This is a genomic window from Pseudoalteromonas sp. A3, assembly GCF_025942345.1.
Taxonomy (GTDB): domain Bacteria; phylum Pseudomonadota; class Gammaproteobacteria; order Enterobacterales; family Alteromonadaceae; genus Pseudoalteromonas; species Pseudoalteromonas atlantica.
The window spans coordinates 462,562-486,007 of sequence record NZ_JAPCKL010000003.1 but is presented as its reverse complement, the minus strand read 5'-3'; the positions used below and the strand labels follow the sequence as shown (position 1 = coordinate 486,007).

The following is a 23,446-nucleotide window of genomic DNA, read 5'->3' as shown; positions in this document are numbered from 1 at the left end:
CCCCAACTTCAAATTCATAGTCAATTAAATTGAGAAAATTCATGAGCGAAGCACAAACAAATCCACTCATTGGCCTAGAAGGCTTACCCCCGTTTTCAAAAATAAAGCCAGAGTACGTAGTACCGGCACTAAAGCACGGTATAGAGCAATGTCGTAAAGCCATAGATGACGTGTTAGAAAAAGGCTCGTTTACATGGAACGATTTAGTATTACCCCTTGAAGAAGCCGACGATAAACTCTCGCGTATGTTTTCACCGGTATCGCACCTTAATTCAGTCATGAATAACGACGAGCTGCGTGAAGCCTACGAGCAATGTTTACCACTTATATCTGAGTACTCAACATTTGTCGGGCAGCATCAAGGGCTGTACGAAGCGTATAATGCGCTTTATAACAGCGATGAATTTAAAACACTCAGCACTGCGCAGCAAAAAACCATCACCAACGCCCTACGTGATTTTAAACTTTCAGGCATTGCATTATCAGCAGAAGATCAAAAGCGCTACGGCGAAATTAGCACGCGTTTATCTGAACTTGCCTCTAAATTTGGCAACAACGTAATGGATGCAACGCTTGCATGGCATAAACACATTACCGATGAAAGCCAATTGGCAGGCTTGCCAGAGTCGGCATTAGCGCTTGCTAGCGAAACAGCTAAAAGCAAAGGTTTAGACGGCTGGGTATTTACGCTTGATTTTCCGTCTTACTTACCGGTAATGACCTATGCAGATGACCGCGAACTGCGCAAAGAAACCTACACAGCATTTTGTACGCGCGCTTCAGATCAAGGCCCTAATGCGGGTGAGTTTGATAACTCAGCCATTATGAAAGAAGAGCTTGCACTACGCCATGAGCTATCGCAGCTATTAGGGTTTAATAACTACGCTGAAAAATCATTAGCAACTAAAATGGCTGAGTCGCCAGCGCAAGTTTTCTCATTTTTAGAAGACTTAGCCGCTAAGTCTAAGCCTCAAGCAGAGCAAGAAGTGGCAGAGCTAAAAGCCTATGCTGAGCAACACCATGGCATTACTGAGCTTCAAGCATGGGATTTTGGTTACTACAGCGAAAAGCTCAAGCAAGAAAAATACGCAATTTCAGATGAAGTACTGCGCCCTTATTTCCCTGCAGATAAAGTACTTAGCGGTTTATTTGAAACCGTTAGCCGCCTTTTTGGTATTAAGGTAAAAGAAGTAAGCGACTTTGATAGCTACCACAGCGATGTTCGCTTTTTTGAAATTTTTGATAGCAGTAATACATTGCGCGGTCGTTTTTATCTTGATTTATATGCACGCGAGCGCAAACGTGGCGGCGCGTGGATGGATGACTGTATGGGGCGTAAAGTGCGCGCCAGCGGAGAATTGCAAACACCCGTGGCATACTTAGTGTGTAACTTTAATAAAGCGGTAGGCGACAAACCGGCGCTATTTACACATGACGAAGTAACCACGCTTTTCCACGAATTTGGCCATGGTATACACCACATGCTTACCCAAGTTGATGCTGCTCCTGTTGCTGGTATTAACGGCGTTGCATGGGATGCCGTAGAACTACCAAGCCAATTTTTAGAAAACTGGTGTTACGATGAAGAAGCGCTGAGCTTTATTTCAGGCCACTTTGAAAGTGGTGAGCCATTACCAAAAGAGCTACTTGATAAGCTACTGGCTGCTAAAAACTATAATTCTGGCATGCAAATGCTGCGTCAGATTGAATTTTCGTTGTTCGATTTTAGAATCCACCACGACTACCAGGCAAACCAAGAGTGCCAAATTCAAGCGATTTTAAACGACGTACGTAGCCGCACGTCGGTGGTTAACCCGCCTGAGTTTAATCGTTTTCAACATGGCTTTAGTCATATTTTTGCAGGTGGCTATAGCGCCGGTTACTACTCGTACAAGTGGGCTGAGGTACTCTCTGCCGATGCATTTTCTAAATTTGAAGAAGACGGTATTTTTAACGCCGAAACAGGTAAAGCCTTCTTAGAAAATATTTTAGAAAAAGGCGGCAGTGAAGAACCTATGGAGTTATTTAAAAAGTTCCGTGGTCGCGAGCCAAATGTTGATGCCTTACTGCGTCACAGTGGTATAGCTGCATAAACAACTACTTAACCTTATAAAGCGCCTATATGGCGCTTTTTTTATGTTTTTTAATATATTGGCCAATTGTTTTTAGTAATTTTAACCTCCCGTACTATGCTTTGTGTATACGCAGCAAAATGGACTAGGGCATGGCAAAGTTGGTACTAACGATTGATGACGATTTGTATGTTCATCGAATTATTGAAGAGGCTTTAGCGGGCTTTTGTAAGCTTATTCACGCTAAAGATGGCGAACAAGGACTTAAGCTAGCCAAAAAGCACACGCCCGACATAATTTTACTTGATATAGAAATGCCCGGTAAATCCGGCTACCAAGTATGCCAAGCACTAAAAGAAGATGAGTCAACACACGATATACCCGTTATGTTTTTGTCCTCTAAGGTGGAGCTTAACGATAGAGTAAAAGGCTACAGCGTAGGCGCGTCTGACTACATCATAAAACCCTTCAACACCGAAGAGCTAATGGCACGCATTAAAGTGCTTTATGAGTACCGGCAGCAGTGTGAAAAGCTAAAATTTGATGTAGCTAAAGCGCAAGATACCGCCGCAATGGCTTTGGCGGAGTCGGGGGATATGGGGCGTATTGTTAGGTTTGTGGGGCAAAGCTATCACTGTCATAACTTTCACTCGTTAAGCGAGCACTTACTTGCCTTTTTTAGCCCGTTTAATTTAGACGTGGTTATTGTGTTTTGGTATCAGGGGGGGAGCTATTTTTATAGTTTAGAAAGTGGTGTATGCCCTCTCGAGCAGGAGCTTTTAGAGCAGCACCGTAATGCCAATCGGTTTGTGGATATTGGTAACAGCACCATTATTAACTACCCCAAAATATCTTTATTAATTAAGAATATGCCGGCTGATAATCGTGCTTTATACGGCCGTTATAAAGACTTATTTCCCCACATACTCGAAGTGACAAACGAAAAGGTCGTTGCTATGGAAAGAAACGAAAATAGCTTTGAACAAGCCACCCAAATTAGCACTGCTTTGCAAGATATAGTAAAGCAGCTTACCAGCCAAAATGTTGTACAAAATGACTACACAAGGCAGTTTATAGAGCAGCTTCATGAACTCAACTGTGCAATTAAGCAAACGCAAGCACACGCCAATCCTGCTGATTTAACTTTATACATGTCGCAATTAGACGAAACTATGCAGCTGCTAGTAACCGCAAATAGTGATTTAGCGTTTATAAAGTACCAGCTTAAACAAGTGACCGAGAGCCGCAACGAATTATTGTGCAACTTACGCTCTAAAGTAGAGGAGGCCAGCTCACATAGTCTTGCGCACCAAAGCGATATAGAGCTATTTTAGTGCTTTAACGCTTGTTATACTGCAGCTGAAATTTTTCGTCGGAGTGTGTAGTGGTTATTCAGTGTGCTTTTAAAGAGTGTCGCCCATATTTAAATGAGCTAGAAACGCGTTTTAACTTAGCCCAATGGGCGCAAAGTTGTAGCGGTTTTACTCTGCATTACGACGATAAAGGCCTTAGCCTTTTAAAAAGCGATGAGCCTAAACTTGGCGCAATAAACGTAGACTTTGTAACAGGTGCAGTTGCTCACAGGCGTAAGTTTGGCGGCGGCAAAGGGCAATCAATCGCAAAAGCGGTAGGGTTAAATAAAGGCGCAACCCCTGTTGTACTTGATGCCACCGCCGGGCTTGGCCGAGATGGCTTTGTGCTAGCGTCACTTGGCTGTAAGGTTATACTGCATGAGCGCCACCCTGTGGTAGCAGCTTTATTATTTGATGGCTTAAAACGCGCTTACGAAGATGCAGAGATTGGTTCGTGGATGCAGCAAAATATGAGCTTAGTGTTTGGCTCAAGCCACACGTTATTAGAGCAGTGCGAGAGCATGCCTGATGTAGTGTATTTAGATCCTATGTTTCCACACCGAGAAAAATCAGCGTTAGTTAAAAAAGAAATGCGCGTATTTCAGGCATTAGTAGGCGCAGATACCGACGCCGATGACTTACTTGAATTCGCCTACCCACTTGCCAGTAAGCGTGTGGTCGTTAAACGCCCTGATTACGCCCCATTTTTAAACAATCAAACCCCCAGTATGCAAATTAAAACAAAAAAGAACCGTTTTGATGTGTATGTAAAAGCGGCCATGGTTTAACGGTATTTAGCGTGTTGATCGGCTTTAAGGATCTAGGATCTTAGCGCGCTTTTATGTTAGAATTCGCACAATTTTTTGGCATAGTAAAGTAGCACAGCAATGATCTTAGATGATATTCGCATCGTTTTAGTTAATACCTCACACTCTGGCAACATTGGTTCGGCGGCTCGCGCCATGAAAACCATGGGTTTATCAAAACTGTATTTAGTGGACCCTGCTTGTGAAGTAGACAGCCATGCAAGCGCCTTAGCAGCCGGTGCAACCGATGTTTTAGGTAATGCGGTTATTGTTGATACCGTGGCTGATGCGATTGCCGATTGTGCATTAACTATTGGTACGAGTGCTCGTTCACGCACGCTGTCTTGGCCTATGGTTGAGCCACGTGAGTGCGGTGAAAAGCTAGTTGCTGAGGCTGTAAACGGCCCTGTAGCGCTTGTATTTGGCCGTGAAAACAGCGGTTTAACTAACGAAGAACTACAGCTGTGTAATTACCATGTATGTATTCCTGCAAATCCACAGTACAGCTCGCTTAATTTAGCTATGGCGGTACAAACGCTAAGCTACGAAACACGTATGGCGTTTTTAAATCAGCAGCCAAAGGCTGAGCAAGCAGACGATGAGACTGCTTACCCAAGCTCAAAACAAACAGAGTTATTTTACGAACATTTAGAAGAGACGCTCGATAACACCGGTTTTATTATTAAGCAGCATCCAGGTTTAGTAATGACCAAGCTACGCCGTTTGTTTAACCGTGCACGCCCAGAAGAGGCAGAGCTAAACATATTGCGCGGTATTCTTACCTCAATTAATAAATCTATTCCTAAGTAAGGTATAGCGATTGGTTATAAAAACCTGCGGGTAAATAACGAGCTAATACTTGACTAAAACACTCAAGTAATTACAATACACCTAATACTTGACCAAAAAGGTCAGGTATTAAAAATTTGTTAATAGAACAGTGTTCTTTAATCAAATTTTTATCAAGTGATAATACTTGACTATTTTACTCTGGTAATTAAAATTTGCACTCTTTTGTGCGGGGGGCGTTATGAAGTTAACATCAAAAGGCAGATATGCCGTAACAGCTATGCTGGATGTTGCACTACATGCGAGTGTAGGTCCTGTTGCCCTTGCTGATATTTCACAAAGACAAGAAATTTCTTTGTCTTACCTTGAGCAATTATTTGCCCGTTTACGTAAAAATGGCTTAGTGAGCTCGGTTCGTGGTCCTGGTGGCGGTTATTTGCTAGGCCGAGAAGCCGCGGTTATCTCTGTTGGCGATGTAATTAGCGCCGTAGACGAATCGGTAGATGCAACACGTTGCCAAGGTGCCGATACCGGGTGTCAAAGCGGTATGCGTTGTTTAACTCATAACCTATGGTCTGATTTAAGCGCACGTATCGAAGAGTTTTTAAATAATATTACCTTAGCTGAATTGGTGGAAAAATCAGATGTGAAAGAAATCGCATCTCGCCAAGATAACAGCATCAATAATGCAATTAAGCAGTTGGAAAACATTCAAGTAAGCTGTCAACTATAAAAGTTGACCTGCAGCGGAGAGAGAAATGAAGTTACCGATTTATTTAGATTACGCAGCGACCACGCCTGTTGACGAGCGTGTTGCAAAAGAAATGATGCAATGCCTGACAATGGACGGTAATTTTGGTAATCCTGCGTCACGTTCGCACCGTTTTGGTTGGCAAGCTGAAGAAGTAGTTGACCAAGCGCGTACAGACATTGCCGATTTAATTAATGCTGACCCGCGTGAAATTGTTTTCACATCAGGCGCAACAGAATCAAATAACCTTGCAATTAAAGGTGCAGCGCAGTTTTACAAAAAGAAAGGTAAGCACGTTATTACCGCTAAAACTGAGCACAAAGCAGTAATCGATACGTGTCGTGAACTTGAGCGCCAAGGCTTTGAAGTAACCTACATGGACGTTGAAGAAAACGGCCTATTAGATCTTAAAAAGCTTGAAGAAACTATGCGTGACGACACTATTCTTGTCAGCATTATGCACGTTAATAACGAGCTAGGTGTAATTCAAGATATCAATACTATTGGCGAAATGTGTCGCGAACGTAAAATTATGTTCCACGTAGATGCAGCACAAAGCGCAGGTAAAGTATTAATCGACGTACAACAGCTTAAAGTTGATTTTATGTCGTTCTCAGGCCACAAAGTATATGGCCCTAAAGGTGTTGGCGCACTTTACGTTCGTCGTAAACCACGTGCTCGCCTAGAAGCGCAAATGCACGGTGGCGGCCATGAACGTGGTATGCGTTCAGGTACACTTGCAACTCATCAGCTAGTAGGTATGGGTGCAGCATTTAGAATTGCTAAGCAAGATTTTGAAAAAGATCACGCACACATCAGCGCATTACGTAAACGCCTAATTGACGGCATTATGGCTGATATGGACGAAGTATACTTTAACGGCGCACAAGACCAATCAGTACCAGGTATTGTAAACATCAGCTTTAACTTTGTTGAAGGTGAGTCGTTACTTATGGCAGTAAAAGACATAGCGGTATCATCAGGGTCTGCGTGTACATCAGCAAGCTTAGAGCCTTCATATGTATTACGCGCACTTGGCCGTAACGACGAACTAGCACACAGCTCAATTCGTTTTAGTATTGGCCGTTTTACTACCGAAGAAGAAATTGATTACACCGTTGAATTAATGAAAAACTCTATCGGTCGCCTACGCGAGATGTCTCCTTTATGGGAAATGCATCAAGAAGGTGTTGATTTAGATTCAGTTGAATGGGCTCACCACTAATACGAGTGAGCACCTACCGTAGCAGGTAATGAGGATAGAATTATGGCTTATAGTGATAAAGTAATCGACCACGTAGAAAACCCACGTAACGTTGGTGTTTTAGACAAAAATGATCCGTCAGTGGCAACGGGTATGGTTGGCGCACCAGCATGTGGTGACGTAATGAAATTGCAAATTAAAGTATCGTCTGAAGGCGTTATTGAAGATGCAAAATTTAAAACATACGGTTGCGGCAGTGCAATTGCTTCATCGTCACTTGTAACAGAGTGGGTGAAAGGCAAAACACTAGACGAAGCATCAACTATTAAAAACACTGATATCAGTGCAGAGCTTGAATTACCACCAGTGAAAATTCACTGTTCAATTTTAGCTGAAGATGCAATTCAAGCAGCAATTGCTGATTACAAAAGCAAACAAGCGAAGTAAGAGAAATTCATGGCAGTGACATTGACAGATGCGGCAGCAAACCGCGTACAATCATTTTTAGCAAACCGCGGTAAAGGTTTAGGCCTGCGCGTTGGCATTAAAACGACGGGCTGTTCAGGTCTTGCTTATGTACTCGAGTTTGTTGATGAGCTTAACGAAGACGATGAAACCTTTAAAGCTAAAGGCGTTACCTTAATTGTTGACGCTAAAAGCTTGGTTTACATCGACGGCACTGAGCTTGACTACACCAAAGAAGGCTTAAATGAAGGGTTTAAATTTAATAACCCTAACCAAGCCGACGAGTGTGGTTGTGGCGAAAGCTTTACTGTTTAAGCTCAGCTACCTTTGTAGTATTTTTAAGCCCTGCCAGTAATTGTAGGGCTTTGTTATTTGTGAAATTTGTATTTCTAAATTTTATTGGTTGAAGCTATGCGTTACTTTGAGTTATTTGCAATACCAGTTGATTACAACATTGACTTGGCAACAATAAATAAGCATTACCTAGAGCTGCAGCGCGCAGTGCATCCCGATCGCCACGCTAATGCGAGCAGCCGTGATAAGTTAATGGCCGTACAAAGTACCGCTGAAATTAACGATGCGCTACAAACGCTAAAACACCCAGTAAAACGAGCTGAATATATGCTCAGCGAACTAGGTGTTGATATTCGAGCTGAGCAACAAACACTGCAAGATCCAATGTTCTTAATGCAGCAAATGGAACTGCGTGAGGAGCTTGAAGAGCTCGCTTCAGCAAGTAACCCTGAGGCCGCTATCGCCAATTTTGAATCACAAATAAAGCAATTAAAAATCCAATACAGTAATGAACTTGCCGAGCAACTTGCAAGTAACGACGAGGCGCAATATCAACAAGCTGCTGACAACATTCGCAAATTAAAGTTTGTATATAAATTAGAAGACGAACTTGAGCGCATTGAAGACAGTTTATTTGACGATTAATTACTTGCTGTAAAGCGAGCAACACGAGTTTAAAGAGCATTATGGCATTATTGCAAATTGCTGAGCCGGGGCAGAGCGCGGCACCACATGAACACAAATTAGCAATAGGTATTGACCTAGGTACCACTAATTCATTGGTTGCAACGGTACAAAGTGGCGAAGCCCGCACATTAACAGATGACCTTGGTGCAGCCATGTTGCCATCGGTTGTGCGTTACCAAGCTGGCGGCATCACGGTAGGTACCGATGCTGCACAAGCTGCAACACAAGACCCAGCCAATACCCTTATTTCGGTTAAGCGTTTTTTAGGTAAAACTCAAGCCGAAATAGAGCAAAGCTACGGCCAATTACCGTACCAGTTTTGTGAAGATAACGGCTCGCTTGCCATTCAAACCGATGCCGGAAAAATCAGCCCTGTTAAAGCCTCTAGCCATATTTTAGCGGCTCTAAAAGCGCGTGCAGAGCAAAGCTTTGGTAATCAAGACATTTTAGGTGCAGTAATTACTGTGCCTGCGTACTTTGATGACGCACAGCGCCAAAGCACTAAAGATGCAGCCGAACTTGCTGGCATTAACGTATTACGTTTATTAAACGAGCCAACCGCTGCGGCAGTCGCTTACGGGTTAGACTCGGGCCAAGAAGGTATCATTGCTGTTTACGATTTAGGCGGCGGCACCTTTGATATTTCTATACTTCGCTTACACCAAGGTGTGTTTGAAGTAATGGCAACTGGCGGTGATTCAAGCTTAGGTGGCGATGATTTTGATTCGTTATTAGTCGATTACTTTAAGCAGCAAACAGGTGTGTCATCATTATCACCTTCTGTGCTTCGCTTATTTATTAATAAAGCAAAAGCCTGTAAAGAAGCCCTAAGCCAGTACGCAAAAGTAAATGTAGTGCTTGAATTTGACGAGCAAAAACACACCGTAGAAGTGACACGCGAAACTTTTGACGAGCTGGCTATGCCACTTGTTAAAAAAACACTTCGTTCGTGTCGTCGTGCAGTAAAAGATGCTGGCATCGAAAACGAAGAAGTGCTGCAAGTTGTAATGGTAGGCGGTTCAACTCGCATGCCACTGGTTCGCAGCCAAGTTGAAGGGTTTTTTGAAAAAGAGCCGCTAACATCAATCGACCCGGATCGTGTTGTTGCACTAGGTGCAGCATTACAAGCTGATGTATTAGTAGGTAATAAGCCCGATTCTGACATGCTATTACTTGATGTATTGCCACTGTCACTTGGCCTTGAAACGATGGGTGGGTTAGTTGAAAAAATAATTCCGCGTAATACCACTATTCCTGTTGCTCGTGCGCAAGAATTTACTACCTTTAAAGACGGCCAAACGGCAATGTCTTTACATGTGCTACAAGGTGAGCGCGAACTGGTTGACGATTGCCGCTCGCTGGCTAAATTTAGCTTAAAAGGTATACCGGCTATGGCAGCAGGTGCTGCACATATTCGTGTTACCTTTAAAGTGGATGCCGATGGCTTGTTAAGTGTATCAGCAATGGAAAAATCGACTGGTGTGCAAGCTGAAATCCAAGTTAAACCATCATTTGGCTTATCTGATGACCAAGTAGCTAACATGCTTAAAGAGTCAATGAGCAACGCTAAAGATGACATGCAAGCACGTATGCTTAAAGAGCAACAAGTAGAGGCGCTACGTGTTATAGAAGCACTAGAGGCGTCACTTGCTAGCGACGGTGAGTTGCTCGACGATATTCAACTTGCTAATTTAAAAGCTGAAATAAGCGAGCTTGCTAAAGTGCGCGAGACCGCACAGCAACCAGGTGAAATTAAAGCCGCAATTGAAAAAGTAGATAACGCTAGCAGCGATTTTGCCTCGCGCAGAATGGATGCATCAATTAAAAAGGCCCTTACAGGGCAGTCAGTAGACAACGTTTAAAGAGGTTAGAATGCCACAAATTATTTTTCTTCCCCATCCGGAATTATGTCCTGACGGTGCAGCACTTGAAGCGCCTGCGGGCGAAACAGTCCTTGATGTGGCCCTTAAAAACGGCATTAGCATTCCACACGCATGTGAAAAATCGTGTGCATGTACTACATGCCATTTAGTGATCCGCGAAGGCTTTGACTCACTAGATGAAAGCGATGAGCTCGAAGACGACATGCTAGATAAAGCATGGGGCTTAGAGTCAGAATCTCGCTTAGGATGCCAAGCAGTGATTAGAGATGAAGACTTAGTAGTTGAAATACCTAAGTACAATCTCAATATCGTTAATGAAGAGCACTAGTTTTTAATTAACGAGAATTTTTTAAAAGCCGCTGTTTTTTACAGCGGCTTTTTTGTTTAAGAGATTGTATAAGCACGTAGCAGCGACTTTATGTCGCGTTTTTAAAATAGGCCTAGATCTAAAGTGATCACGTTTTACAGGTCGAATTACAGTCAAGGAATTATCGCTTTTGGCTAAACCCGCTGCTACGCGTTTTACCTAACCCATAAAACTATTTCGGAGGTCTATTTTGAGTAATCTAATTTTTTGTGACTCGTTTATTAATGGTGAATTTTATAAAACCAATAAACGTTTTAGCGTTGACGACCCCGCGACCGAAAAAAGTATTGTTGAAGTAAGTGATATAGACGAGCAAGGCGTTAATAGCGCAATAAAGGCAGCGCAAGGTGCGTTTGTTAAGTTAAAATCAACCAATGCCACTGAGCGAAGTAATACGCTAATGCGTTGGTATGAGCTGATAATAAAACACAAGCAAACGCTTGCTGAGCTAATGACCAAAGAGCAAGGTAAACCGCTTAAAGAGTCGTTAGGTGAAATAGACTATGGCGCTGGGTTTATAAAATGGTTTGCAGAAGAAGCTAAACGCAGTTACGGCGATGTGATCCCCCCAACCGACGATACACATAGATTAACGAGCTTTAAACAACCTGTAGGCGTTGTGGCTGGCATTACTCCTTGGAACTTTCCGGTTGCTATGGTGACACGTAAAGTGGCGCCAGCATACGCTGCAGGCTGTAGTTTTGTGCTAAAACCTTCTGAATATACACCTTTATGTGCTTTGGCGTTGGCATACCTTGCCGATCAAGCTGGGTTTGTAAAAGGGGCTTTTAACGTACTGATTTCGCAAGACGCAAAAACAGTCGGACAAATACTTACTGACTCAGAAGTGGTGCGCAAATTTACTTTTACAGGTTCAACAGGCGTAGGCAAGCAGTTACTTTCTCAGTGTGCGGGTACGATTAAACGTACCTCCATGGAACTTGGCGGAAACGCCCCCTTTATTATTTTTGATAACGCCGATATAGACGAAGCAATCGACGGCCTCATGGCGGCTAAGTTTAGAAACAGTGGCCAAGCATGTGTAGCCGCAAACCGCATTTTTATTCAGCGCAGTATTTTAGATGAAGTGCTGAGTAAAATTACGCCTAAAGTAGCCGCATTAAAAGTAGCCAATGGGTTTGAAGAGGACGTAGACATTGGCCCTCTTATTTACCCAAAAGCGAAAGAAAAAGTGCAGCAGCTTGTGCAAGATGCACTTGATAAAGGCGCAGACCTAATAGGGGATAACAGCGACTTAGGCGGCAGCTTTCAAAACCCGCTCATTGTTACTAACGTAACGACCGAAATGGATATATACCACGAAGAAGTATTTGGCCCGGTATTAACGGTTATTCCTTTTGATGAAGAAAGCGAAGTACTTGCCCTTGCTAACGATGTTCCATACGGCTTAGCGGCTTATTTTTACAGTCAAAATATCAAGCAGATCTATCGTATTAGCGAAGGGCTTGAGTTTGGCATGGTTGGTGTTAACGAAGGGGTTATATCTAACCCTGTGGCACCGTTTGGTGGGGTTAAGCAATCAGGCTTAGGCCGAGAAGGCGGCCATCAAGGGCTTGATGAATACCTTGAAGAAAAATACGTGTGTATCAAAGTTTAAAAACGATGACACCATAAACCATGAAAAATTGGTTTATCCAACACAGCTTAGGTTACTAATACCAGTTTGCTTAATTAAGTGATCTATAACTACAGGTTACCTTTTTATTGCTAGATATAGGCCTTAGTGCTACATTTACGGCATAATTTTTGTTTAAAAGTAATCAAAAATAAAAAGAATTTCTACTTGTAGAAATAACCCGTGTGTAAATGCCACCGCAAGGTGGCATTTTTTATAGCTTGACTAAGTGAAGCCGGCTTATTTTATAGGTGAATAGCCCGGTAGGGTGGTTAAATCAACAAAGTCTAATTGCTCTGCAATTGCGTACTCATTTATGTAGTGCTTATACACTTCACACTCTACAAATACCGCGAATATATCGGCGTCTAAATGGTTGTTCTCTACCATTTTCCCTAAAATAGCTAAACACTCACTCACAGGCTTTGCTTTTTTATAAGGCCTATCTACTGCTGATAAGGCTTCAAAAATGTCTGCAATGGCCATTAGCCTTGCCGGAATCGACATTTGCTCTTTAGTTAATCCTTGCGGGTAGCCTGTACCATCTAGTTTTTCGTGGTGGCCCAATGCATATTCAGACACATTACTTAAATGTTTAGGGAATGGCAGTGTGTCTAAAATATTTTTAGTCACATCCATATGGCGCTTCATAACGTCGCGCTCGCCGAGCGTTAGTGTGCCCCTGCGTATTTGTAAATTCTCTACTTCATCTGCGTTTAGTAACGGGGTATCTTTGCCGTTTATAGTTAAATGATAGTGAGATGCTATGCGGTCAATATTCGCAACATCTTCATCTGATAAAAACTCGCCACCCACATTAACTCTTTGCAAAAACGCGCGGTCTAAAGAAAGTTGTTTTAATTCGGTATCGAGTAAGCGCTCAAATTGTAAAACCTCAATTGGCCTATTGAGCTTCATTGCAGAGATAATTTGTTTTTGATAGCTTATTTCTAAATCACGTTTAATAACTTCAAATTTAGCTTCAATGTGTTCAATACGATCAAAAATAGTTTCTAACTTGGTCGACTTTTCCATGATGTGATCGGGGGTCGCTATTTTGCCGCAATCATGAAGCCAGCCTGCTATATCTAGCTCATGGCGGTCTGAATCGCTCATTAAAAAGTTAGCCAAGGGACCACGGTCAATTTGATGCACAGCATCAGCAAGCATTAAAGTAAGCGCAGGAACTCGCTTACAGTGTCCGCCGGTATGAGGGGACTTTTCGTCGATGGCCATAGCAATGGTTTCTACAAACTTAGAAAATAGCTCTTCCATTCCCTTAATAAGGGTAGAGTTTGTCAGTGATATAGCGCCTAACGATGCAAATGATCGTATCAATGTGACAAGTTCGTCACTATAAGTGATTATATTGTCGTGTTGATCTTTTACGTTGATAAGTTGGATCACACCAATAATATCATCAGTATGATCTTTTAGCGGAATCGTTAACATAGATTTAGTACGATATCCCGTACGCGCATCCATATTACGCGCAGCGCTCATATCAAAGGGCAGGGCCGCGTAGACATCCGGAATATTAATAATCTCACCAGAGTTAACCGCATGAGCGACAATAGCTGTTTTGTTTTCTTTTCCATCTATAAACAAATCTATATTAGGAAAGTCAACGGGCTTCCCTGAAGCTCCCCCTAAATAGAGGTCTAAAGATTTATTAATAACCGTTTCAAACTTTAGCTGCTTGTCATCTGTAATAGAGTAAATAGTCCCTGCGTCAGAGTTAGAAATAGACATAACAACTTGTAGAATTTCTTCAAGAAGTTTACTCGCATCCTTTTCTGTTGTTAGCCTAATACTAATATCAATAAAGTGATGAAGATTTGTTCTATCTTTAATGTACTCAGACATATTATTACTACTTTGTTTTGTGAATAAAGGCGCCATTCCAATCCTGTGCTAAAGTTTGCAAATCGGTATTTTTAATTCGGTTAATAAAAATGTGGTAAACGTGGTCAGTCAATAAGCTAGTTTCACTTAGCTCTTCAAATAACGATAGAGCGAGTTGCCAATTTTTATTATTGTAATGCTGCATAGCAGTGAACGACTTTTTAATTTCAAATAGCTGGCTTTCGCTTATATCAGCTATAAAGTTGACAGGTTCATATAGCTCAGTTGCATTTACTTTACCCACTACCTGTACTTTATCAATTAAGCGAAATGCAATATGTGGACAAGCAAGCATTGTCTCTTCTGTAACCAGAATAGCTACCCCGTAAAATTTGGTCAAGCTTTCTACTCTTGAGCCTAAATTAACTGCATCTCCAAGTACTGTATAGGCTTTTCTGTACACCGAGCCCATATCGCCAACATTCATTTCGCCAGTGCTTATACCCACACCAATGCTAATGGGAGGAAGCTGTTGCTCAGCAAATGCTTTATTAAGGCTTGTAAGGCCTGCTACCATTGCCATTGCTGCTTCAACTCCGTGTTTTGCGTGGTCGCTATCTTCAAGTGGGGCATTCCAAAAGGCCATAATCATATCGCCTACGTATTTGTCTATAGTGCCGCTGTGATCAAAAATAACTTTTGTAGTCGCCGATAAGTACTGATTTAAATAATCACTTAATTGATTTGCGCTCATTCCTTCCGACAGCGCAGTAAAACTTCTTATATCAGCAAATAATACGGTCATATTTCGTTTTATACTTTGCTGAGTAAGCTGTTTACGTTGGCGAATTAACTGCTCAATATGATCAGGCGGTACATACTGATTAAACATCGATTTAATTTTTCGGCTGTGCTTCATTTCTGCTATAGAGCCAATAAAAACAAAGTAGGCTGCTAATAGGGAAATAAGTAACAGCGGCATAAATAGCGGCAGACTAATTTTTTGTACTGACCATAAATAAAAATTAAGCAATATAACCAGCCCGGCCATACTCACTGAAAGCGTGACAATAAAGCGGGCGCTTTTACGAAAACTTAAAAACGATAAGCAACAGCCCACAAAGGTAATTATTAATAATGTTGCCCCTAAAGCCCATGTGGGTTGAGAAGGTAAAATTTCTGGATGGAGTAGCCCTTCAAAAATATTGGCATGCACTTCTACCCCAGGGTATTGTAAACCCACTGGTGTTGCTCTTAAATCAGCTAAACCAATTGCGGATGTACCAATAAATGCTACGCTGCCTTCTAATTGCTGCTCGGCAACTTTTTTGGTTAATACATCTGTGGCAGAGTAATATTGAAAACTTTTAGCACGGCCTTTGTACGGGATATAAATTTGGCCGTACTCATCTGTTTGAATCCAATGCTCATGAAATTTAACCCCTTCAAAAAAAGTCAGGTCGCCTTGGGCACTCGCGCGTGTTTCAACACTGTCCGCTAAGGTATATAAACGTGCTGCCTCAAGTGCTAAAGAAGGGTAGAGCTTAGCACCTACTCTATTAACCAGTGCCGCTTTACGGATAAATCCGTCGTTTTCGCTGTGAGCATTGATAAATCCGTTGCCCGTAGCACTATTTTGCAGCATAGGTATATTAACAGTAGCGCCTAAAAACTGGGTTACTTGGGAGTTACTTTGCTCGCTCTTAGGCCATAGTACGCTTGTCTCTGGCAACGGGTTACGCTGTTTGTAGGTATCGTTGTTTAATAAAAAACCCAATACGGTATCGTTACTATTGAGTGCTTTAGCAAAGGTGGTATCAGCATCTACCTGATGTTTAATATCATTTAAAGCTACTTTGTATGCACTTAATAAATCAGGGGCTCTAGATTGAATTTGGTTAACAGGGTTTGTTTCCGGTTCAGAAAAAAATATATCAAATGCAATAACTACAACACCGGCCTCTGTGAGTTTATTTACCAGGTCAGCCATTTTTGCCCGGCTCCACGGGAAACGCCCTTGCTCTTGCATCGTTTTTTCATCTATGTCGATAATAACAACGGTTTCGTCGAGCTGACGGGGAGTATCGGGTAAAGTTAGCAATAGCCTAGAGTCGTAAATAATACCTTCGACCCTATTGAGCAGCTTGGCTAATGCGCCACTAGAGAATAATTCTACAGCAGCTATAAGCAGCGTAATGGCTAAGCCTACAAATATGTGGCGATAAATTTTAGGAATATAAACGCGAGAAATAACTATTAATCCTTACTTGGCGTAAACTCAAACGTTCGGCCTTCTCTGGCACATTCAATATTAATATGCTCGCCATAATTTGCCTGTAAATGTGTTTCTATTGCGAGTAGCTCGTCATCGGTTCTTGTTGGGTCGTGGCTTATAATCGCTAAATTTTTAATACACGATTGCATTGCTAATTCAGCTACTTGCTTAAATGTACTATGCCCCCAACCGTGCTTAAGCGTGAGCTCTTCGGTAGTAAATTGTGCATCATGAATTAATAAGTCAGCATCTTTAATAAAATCAGCCCACTGGGTAACTGTGGTTTTAACAACACCGGGTGGGGCCAATTCGTTATCTGTTATATAAGCAATTTTTTTGCCTTCAGCATGCACACAATACGCTGTACCACCGCCCGGGTGATTTAACGGCGCGGTAAATACGTTAAAACTATTTAGAGTAAAGTTTTTTTGAGTAGCAAGCTGAGTGTTTAATGTAATGTTTGCAGGTAAGTGTTGGTAGCTAACCGGAAAAAAAGAGCCAGACATTTGCATTAAAATCGCATTTTTAGTTTGCTCGTCTTCAACATCACCTACAACAATGGTTATATCACGATCGGCTTGGTAAATAGGCTTAAAAAAAGGAAAGCCTTGAATATGATCCCAATGATTATGCGTTAATAAAATTGCAATGGGGGTCGTGTGCTCTATGAGCTTTTCACCTAACTGTGCAATGCCCGTTCCTGAGTCGAGAATCAGGCTTTTGCCATTTGTTTGCTCAACATACACACATGAGGTGTTACCACCAAATAGGTGCGTATGCTCACCCGGAGATGGCATTGAGCCTCTTACGCCATAAAATTTAACTTTCATAATTTAGGGCTTAACTCCATCAGGGTAAAAGTTAAACTTAGATAAACTGACATTATTAGAGGCATTATCAAAGCATGTACTGCTAAGTACCACTTGGGTATCTGTTTGTAAAAGCATTGATGTAAACTGATGTGTGCCATCGCATTGATTAGCCTGATAATAACCAAGCGTATTTTCTCCAAATAAGGTGTCGATAGTGCCATTAGCTAATATACGGCCAATCACCCCTTTAGAATCACTCATGCCTGATAAAATTATATTACCTGTAGTATCAATCGCCGCATCGGTAACTTTAGTATCAGAACTTGGTGCTAATTGATATTGCCCCACACCACTAGTGGCAAAGCTTGTATCTTCAGTTCCATCTGGTTGTAACTTGATGATCACCGCTTGGTTTGGCGTAGTGCCTTCATTAGCAACTAAATAGAGATTTGCCGCGCTATCGGCGAGTATTTTTGCTGCTCTATTACTAATATCTGTCGAAGAGCGGCTATCTGTATAGCTAAATAGCGCGTTAGCATCGTCGTCTATTTTCAACATTATTAATTGCGAGTCACTGCCAGATACTTGCTTGCCTGCAATATATATATCTTTATTTGCATCTATATAGAGTGTTTCAAAAAACTCATCTACGCTGCCGTAGTAAGCACCGCTTGTAGCAAAGCTATTTTCTAAATTACCATCGCTTTTTAACATCGTTGCAAACGATCTTGTTACGCTTAAAGCATTAGTCGAAGATCCTACAGCAACAATATAGCCGCTGCTATCTACTGCAACATCTGCAAAGTTAATATTGATATTTAATATATCTACAGTGGTATAAATACCTTCGGTGGCAAAGCTTTCATCTAGGTAACCGTCCTGGTCTATTTTTGCTATAAAGCCTTCTTCGTTTAAACCGTTTATGAGTGTACCCGCAATAATGATGCTGCCATCGCTAAGCTCTTTTAAAGTAATGGTTTTAAAGGCAACATTAATATTTAGGGCTTTACTACCATCAAGGCTAAAGCTGGTATCAATAATGCCTGCACTGGTATAGCGAGTGAGCACTAGCTTATTATTAGTATTAAGTTGTGCAATAGAGGCACTTAAAAACTTATTGGCTTGCACGCCGTTTTGTAGCTGCAATACATTCATTGATAAGTCGTCTGAGCTAACACTTAAGTCATTTATACTTGTATAGCCATTTATTGCAAAGTCGGTGTTTAAATTTGCATCACTCGTTATTGACGTTACAAAAGGCTCATTAGATGAATCGTTAAATCTGCCTGATAGCCACAGAGTGTCATTTACATCAATAGTTGATGCATTAGCAGATTGATGACTGATAACGTTAGAGACGATGTTTATGCCTGCATTGCCGTAGCTGGTGTCAAGCGCGCCATCAGATATAGATACTCGCGCCGAAAATAGTTGCTCGTTTTGGGTATCACCAGAGGCTTCCACACCAGTAGTACCTGAGAGAATTAGTTGATTACTCATAGGGGCGTATTGCACACCCGTTATTTGTGCGCCGCCATTAGCAGAGCCCGAGTTTCCATCAATATTATAAATTGTAATTTCTTCTTCAATATCATCATCGTCAATATCGCCTAAGTGGTCGACTGAAATCAAAACTGCTTCTTTTTCACCTGATGGACGAGTAATATAACCTCCTAAATAAGCAGTAAAATTAATCGCGTCTATGCCACCAATAGCAAATAGCTCATCGTCCCCTTCTTCATCCGATAAATCTAATATAAGCGCTTCGCCAGAGTTAAAACTTCCTCGATTGTTGCCATCCGGAATAAGGTATCTGATAGTTGCATCTAAATCACCTTCTTCACCTATGGCGCTGCCCACTACAAGTAAATCAGAGTTACCAAAGTTTTTAATAGCGTGAGATTCATCATCCAGGTTCTGGCCACTTACATCCACTATACCTGGGCTGCCTGATTCATAAGCGAGGGACGATACATCAAATTTAAGAAATAAACTGTCTTTGTCTGAGCCACTTACCGAGTAGCCAACGCCTTGTATTTTATTATCGGTGAACTCAAGGTCGTTTATTACAGATTCACTAGCCAGTGTTGTACATTTAGTACCGCTGTTAGCGTCACCAGAGTTAGTACTTATAATGCCTGTAGCACTCATTTTTAATAAACATGCTTCAGTTTCTGAGCCATTAAAGCTTGAATAACCTATAAACAGCTCACCATTACCAGAGATGATAGCAGTGCCTGTTTCATCTTCACCAAAATCTATCGTTTTAAAGCCGCTGCTATTAAATGCAGTGTTTAAATCGCCCGTATTGGTATAAGAAACAACAACGATATCTGTATCTGTGTTGTTATTGTAACCTACAAAATAAAGGTTAGTGTTAAGCTCAATGCTATCGTTAAATTCACCGTTTGAAAAAACGCTCGAAAGATCTAACTGTTCGCTAATCGCTCGTCCAAATGTATCATCTTCTACAGGAATTAACGGGTCTTCTTCATCCGTAATATTCACATTAATGGTTATTGTAGTGGTTTCATTTGGAGAGCCGTTATCGGTAATATCTATATTAACTGTGTGCTGTGTAGCTGTTTCAAAATCAAAGGCACTGTTGCCATTTACGGTTAACAACCCGCTATTGCTATCAATATTAAATAATGAGGTTTCGCCACCGCTTAGGCTAAATGTGAGGGTATCATTTTCAATATCAGACGCTGTTACAGTACCAATTGTTTCTCCATCTGTGGCATTTTCACCAATAGCAAAGGTTTGGTTTACTGCCGTTGGAGCATCGTTAATTGGTACAATTGTAATGGTTAAATTACCTTGCACCTCATCAGTACCATCACTTAATGTGTAGGTGATTGTTGCTGTGCTTTCGTTGTTTAAGGCGGGGGTATATTTAATCTCATTATTTTCAAGGCTCGCTGTACCAATATCCGCTGTAACAGCTGTTATAGCTAGGGTATCGGTTGCATCTGCATCGGTGTCGTTGCTTATAACGTCAATGGTTGTTTCGGGAGCATCTTCATCGATTGTTGCTGTATCAGGTTGCGCTACAGGCGCATCATTTACCGGGGTTACATTAATGGTTAGTGTTCCCGCAGCAGTGTCTGTACCATCGCTTAGGATATAATTTACGATTACTTGGCCATTAAAGTCGGCTTCTGGCGTGTAAACAACGTTAGCACCAGAGCTAGAAATAGCGCCAACATCAGCATTTACAGAAGTAATAGAAAGAGTATCGTTTTCTATATCAGTATCGTTGCTCAGCACATTTATATTTGTTGCTGCGGCATCTTCTAAAATAGTGGCAGTATCAGGGTTTGCTACAGGGACATCGTTCACAGGTGTAATTGTTACTGTAAGCGTACCTGTAGCACTTTGCGTACCGTCACTAATAGTGTAGGTAACGCGGGCAGTGCCATTATCGTTTGCTTCAGGTGTATATTGAATTTGATTATTAGCAATAGAGACATTACCAACATCACTTACTACTGAACTAATTGTTAAGTTGTCGCCATCTAAATCAGTATCATTACTTAGTACATTTATTAAAGTTGCCTGTGCATCCTCAGCAATTGTAATATTATCGGAATTTGCCACGGGTGCATTGTTAGTCGGAGATATAGTTATTTGTAAATTAGCGCTGGCACTCGCTCCATTACCATCTGATACTGTATAAGAGACAATGGCAACTCCATTACTGTGAGGGGGGGGGCTATACTGAATTTTATTATCAACAATACTGGCTGAGCCAAATTCGGTGCCAACACTTGTTATAGTTAAATTATCACTGTCTATATCTGTATCGTTGGCAAGCACATCAACTAAAATTGGCGATGCATCTTCTTGCATTGCGGCGCTATCAGCCACCGCAATGGGGGCATCGTTAACCGGTATAATAATGAGGGTGGCTATTGCGCTACTTTGAGCTGGCGTGCCATCTGCAATGCCATCAGAAATCGTATAGTTTAGGGTTACTTCACCAAAGTAATTGGGCTCAGGTGTATACTCAATTCTATTGTTTACAATGCGTGCGCTGCCGATTGTATTTGTAACATTAGTAAGGGTAAGTGTATCGCCGTTGGCATCGGTATCGTTTTCTAATACGTTTAACAAAGTAGCTGGGCTGTCTTCTAATAACGTATATTCATCGTCATTAGCTTCAGCAGGGGAGTTAGACCCTGTTTTACTTAATACAACTTGTGCTGTGGATGTTAGCCCTTGTTCATTTGAAACTGAATAAGTAAAACTATCAACATCTAATGCATCTGAATCGGGTTGATAGGAAAATGACCCATCAACGTTAAGTGCCAAAGTACCGCTTTGTACGTTAACTACGGGAGTGGTGTTAACGGTGAGATTACCTGGCTCTATGTTTACATCGTTTTTAAGTAAGCCATTTTCAGCTGAAATAACCAGTGTTTGATTATATTGAAATTGGTATTCATCATTTTGAGCATTAGGGGTATCAGGCGTGCTATTTATTGTGAGTGTTGCCGTTGCAGTGGCAGTGGCACCGAAAGTGTCGATCACTTGGTATTGAAATTCATCGATACCGTAGTAGTTAGCATCAGGAATATATGAAAAACTACCATCGGTAGCTAATTGCAATTGCCCATGGGCAGGTGAAACAATATAAGTATCATCAATGATGAAAGTATCATTATTAGGGTCTGTGTCGTTAGCAAGTAAACCCTGGCTAGCATCAACTACAAGTGTGGTATCTTCATCTACACTATAGCTATCGTTTGCAGCAGTAGGCGGGCTATTTTGATCCAGTGCATTAATTGTAACACTTGCAATAGCCTCAGCACCTTGAGCATCAAAAATACGGTACTGAAAACTATCAGTGCCTTGCATATTTGCACTACCTACATATTCAAAGCTGCCATCAGCAACAAGTGTGAGAGTACCTTTACTTGGTAGGCTAACAGGCGTTGTATCTAGAGTGAGTAAATCTTGGTCTATATCGCTGTCGTTATTTAATAAGCCGGGGGCGCCAACTAATAACGTTCCGTCAGCACTTATGTTGTATGTGTTATTAAGGGCTATGGGGGCATCGTTTACAGCATTAATCGTAATTTCTACAATGCCGGTATCTGTCATCCCAAGCTCATTAATTACTTGGTAACTAAATGCATCAATGCCGTTAAAGTTAGCTCGCGGGGTATAAGTAAAATCACCGCTTTCGCTGAGTGAAATACTGCCATGCTGAGGGGTAACTAAAGGGGTTGTGTTTATATATAGCTCCCCTTGGTACTCATCAGTGTCGTTAGTTAAAACGTTGCCTTGCAAGGCTTGATCTTCATTAACTAAAAATTGATCGTTTACCGCTTTTGGCGCAAAGTTTAGCTCTCCTCCTTGCGGTGCTACGTTAATTAACTCAGCAAAGCCACTTTCACCACTGCCATCTACACCAGTTATTAAAACTTGATAGCTTTTATCAGCTAATAGGTTGTCTACACTAAAGCTAGAGCCAGATACACTTAAAAACTGCTGGCCATTTTCTAGCGTATTTATATTGCTGGTGGTAATGCCTGCTTCGGTTGCTAAGTAAATATTGTAGCGGTTTAAGTTTTCGTTTTCTTGCCACGCTAAATTAATCGTTTCTCCGTCTCGCTGTGCTGTTGTGCCTTCTATTTGGTAGGGTTGCCAATTAGCCGTCACTGCGTCTGCAAGTACCTGGTTGTTAAGGCTATCGGTGATCCATATCTCTAAGCGTAGATCACCAGGATCAACGCCATAAAAGTAAGGGCTCAACCCTATAACCGACTGCTCAAAATCTGTTCCACATGCTTGTGTGCAAAGTGCTAGGCTTTTATTTACACTCGGCAGTACTAAATTTACTGCGCTAATGCCATCGGGATCAGATACGCTAAGTAAAAAAGTGATATTGCCTTGTATAACTTCATTAATTTGTGAAAGAGTTATTGTAGCCTGAGAGTTTGCAACCGTTGTGCCTACAACCCCTCTGCTAGAGGCGACAGCACCCGACACCTGTGTTTTAGTAACAACAGAGTTACCCGTTATACCTGTAAGGTTTATCGGTGTAGCAGAAGGGGTGGGTGTAACTTGTTCTACAGGTAGCTGTTCTGAGTCTTGTTGAGCTGTCTCATCGGAGCCTCCGCACGCACTAAGCAAAAAAACCATTGAACCGAGCAAAAAGAGGTTCTTTGCTGTCATTCTACATACTCCAATAAAAAGCTTT

At 41.6% G+C, this 23,446-nt stretch carries 16 protein-coding genes; 12 read left to right on the top strand and 4 right to left on the bottom strand.

What is annotated here, in order from left to right; genetic code table 11:
- Nucleotides 1-41 precede the first annotated feature (41 nt).
- The 12 genes from prlC (at nt 42) to OIZ54_RS08190 (ending at nt 12,288) form a co-directional block, all read left to right on the top strand.
- Nucleotides 42-2,093 carry an oligopeptidase A gene (prlC, locus tag OIZ54_RS08245; RefSeq protein ID WP_264390150.1) on the top strand — a complete coding sequence of 684 codons (2,052 nt, stop codon included), beginning with the start codon at nt 42-44 and terminating at the stop codon, nt 2,091-2,093.
- 131 nt (nt 2,094-2,224) lie between these two features.
- A complete protein-coding gene (locus tag OIZ54_RS08240) occupies nt 2,225-3,406 on the top strand; it encodes a response regulator (RefSeq protein WP_064386199.1) in 1,182 nt (393 codons plus the stop codon).
- A gap of 50 nt (nt 3,407-3,456) precedes the next feature.
- On the top strand, nt 3,457-4,212 hold the full coding sequence (locus tag OIZ54_RS08235; protein ID WP_004585768.1) for a class I SAM-dependent methyltransferase: 756 nt from the start codon (nt 3,457-3,459) through the stop codon (nt 4,210-4,212).
- Between the two features lie 99 nt (nt 4,213-4,311).
- Nucleotides 4,312-5,040, top strand: coding sequence for a tRNA (cytosine(32)/uridine(32)-2'-O)-methyltransferase TrmJ (gene trmJ / locus OIZ54_RS08230; RefSeq protein WP_054982876.1), 729 nt, complete (start codon nt 4,312-4,314; stop codon nt 5,038-5,040).
- Between the two features lie 220 nt (nt 5,041-5,260).
- Nucleotides 5,261-5,752 (top strand): Fe-S cluster assembly transcriptional regulator IscR, encoded by a 492-nt coding sequence (gene iscR, locus OIZ54_RS08225; protein WP_004585770.1) that lies wholly within the window; start codon nt 5,261-5,263, stop codon nt 5,750-5,752.
- A gap of 25 nt (nt 5,753-5,777) precedes the next feature.
- Nucleotides 5,778-6,995: an IscS subfamily cysteine desulfurase gene (locus OIZ54_RS08220; RefSeq protein ID WP_004585771.1), complete on the top strand. Its 1,218-nt coding sequence runs from the start codon at nt 5,778-5,780 to the stop codon at nt 6,993-6,995.
- Nucleotides 6,996-7,037: 42 nt separating this feature from the next.
- Nucleotides 7,038-7,421, top strand: a complete 384-nt coding sequence (gene iscU, locus OIZ54_RS08215) for a Fe-S cluster assembly scaffold IscU (RefSeq protein ID WP_004585772.1) — start codon at nt 7,038-7,040, stop codon at nt 7,419-7,421.
- A gap of 9 nt (nt 7,422-7,430) precedes the next feature.
- Nucleotides 7,431-7,754 (top strand): iron-sulfur cluster assembly protein IscA, encoded by a 324-nt coding sequence (gene iscA, locus OIZ54_RS08210; protein ID WP_004585773.1) that lies wholly within the window; start codon nt 7,431-7,433, stop codon nt 7,752-7,754.
- Nucleotides 7,755-7,850: 96 nt separating this feature from the next.
- Nucleotides 7,851-8,378, top strand: a complete 528-nt coding sequence (hscB, locus tag OIZ54_RS08205) for a co-chaperone HscB (RefSeq protein WP_004585774.1) — start codon at nt 7,851-7,853, stop codon at nt 8,376-8,378.
- A 41-nt stretch (nt 8,379-8,419) separates the two neighbouring features.
- On the top strand, nt 8,420-10,282 hold the full coding sequence (gene hscA / locus OIZ54_RS08200; RefSeq protein ID WP_054982875.1) for a Fe-S protein assembly chaperone HscA: 1,863 nt from the start codon (nt 8,420-8,422) through the stop codon (nt 10,280-10,282).
- A 10-nt stretch (nt 10,283-10,292) separates the two neighbouring features.
- The gene (fdx, locus tag OIZ54_RS08195) at nt 10,293-10,631 is read left to right on the top strand and encodes an ISC system 2Fe-2S type ferredoxin (RefSeq protein ID WP_004585776.1); all 339 of its coding nucleotides are present in this window, start codon (nt 10,293-10,295) and stop codon (nt 10,629-10,631) included.
- Nucleotides 10,632-10,860: 229 nt separating this feature from the next.
- A complete protein-coding gene (locus tag OIZ54_RS08190) occupies nt 10,861-12,288 on the top strand; it encodes an NAD-dependent succinate-semialdehyde dehydrogenase (protein ID WP_054982874.1) in 1,428 nt (475 codons plus the stop codon).
- 258 nt (nt 12,289-12,546) lie between these two features.
- On the opposite strand, the gene OIZ54_RS08185 is transcribed toward OIZ54_RS08190, so the two are convergent.
- From OIZ54_RS08185 to OIZ54_RS08170, 4 genes are read right to left on the bottom strand one after another with little or no spacing between them, the layout of a single operon-like run.
- Nucleotides 12,547-14,208: an HD family phosphohydrolase gene (locus OIZ54_RS08185; protein WP_264390149.1), complete on the bottom strand. Its 1,662-nt coding sequence runs from the start codon at nt 14,206-14,208 to the stop codon at nt 12,547-12,549.
- A complete protein-coding gene (locus OIZ54_RS08180) occupies nt 14,180-16,402 on the bottom strand; it encodes a CHASE2 domain-containing protein (protein WP_413680484.1) in 2,223 nt (740 codons plus the stop codon). Before OIZ54_RS08180 ends, OIZ54_RS08185 begins: the two co-directional genes overlap by 29 nt.
- 5 nt (nt 16,403-16,407) lie before the next feature.
- Nucleotides 16,408-17,256: an MBL fold metallo-hydrolase gene (locus OIZ54_RS08175; RefSeq protein ID WP_096739013.1), complete on the bottom strand. Its 849-nt coding sequence runs from the start codon at nt 17,254-17,256 to the stop codon at nt 16,408-16,410.
- Nucleotides 17,257-17,259: 3 nt separating this feature from the next.
- Entirely contained in the window at nt 17,260-23,421 is a 6,162-nt protein-coding gene (locus OIZ54_RS08170; protein WP_264390148.1) for a beta strand repeat-containing protein, read from the bottom strand.
- Nucleotides 23,422-23,446 lie beyond the last annotated feature (25 nt).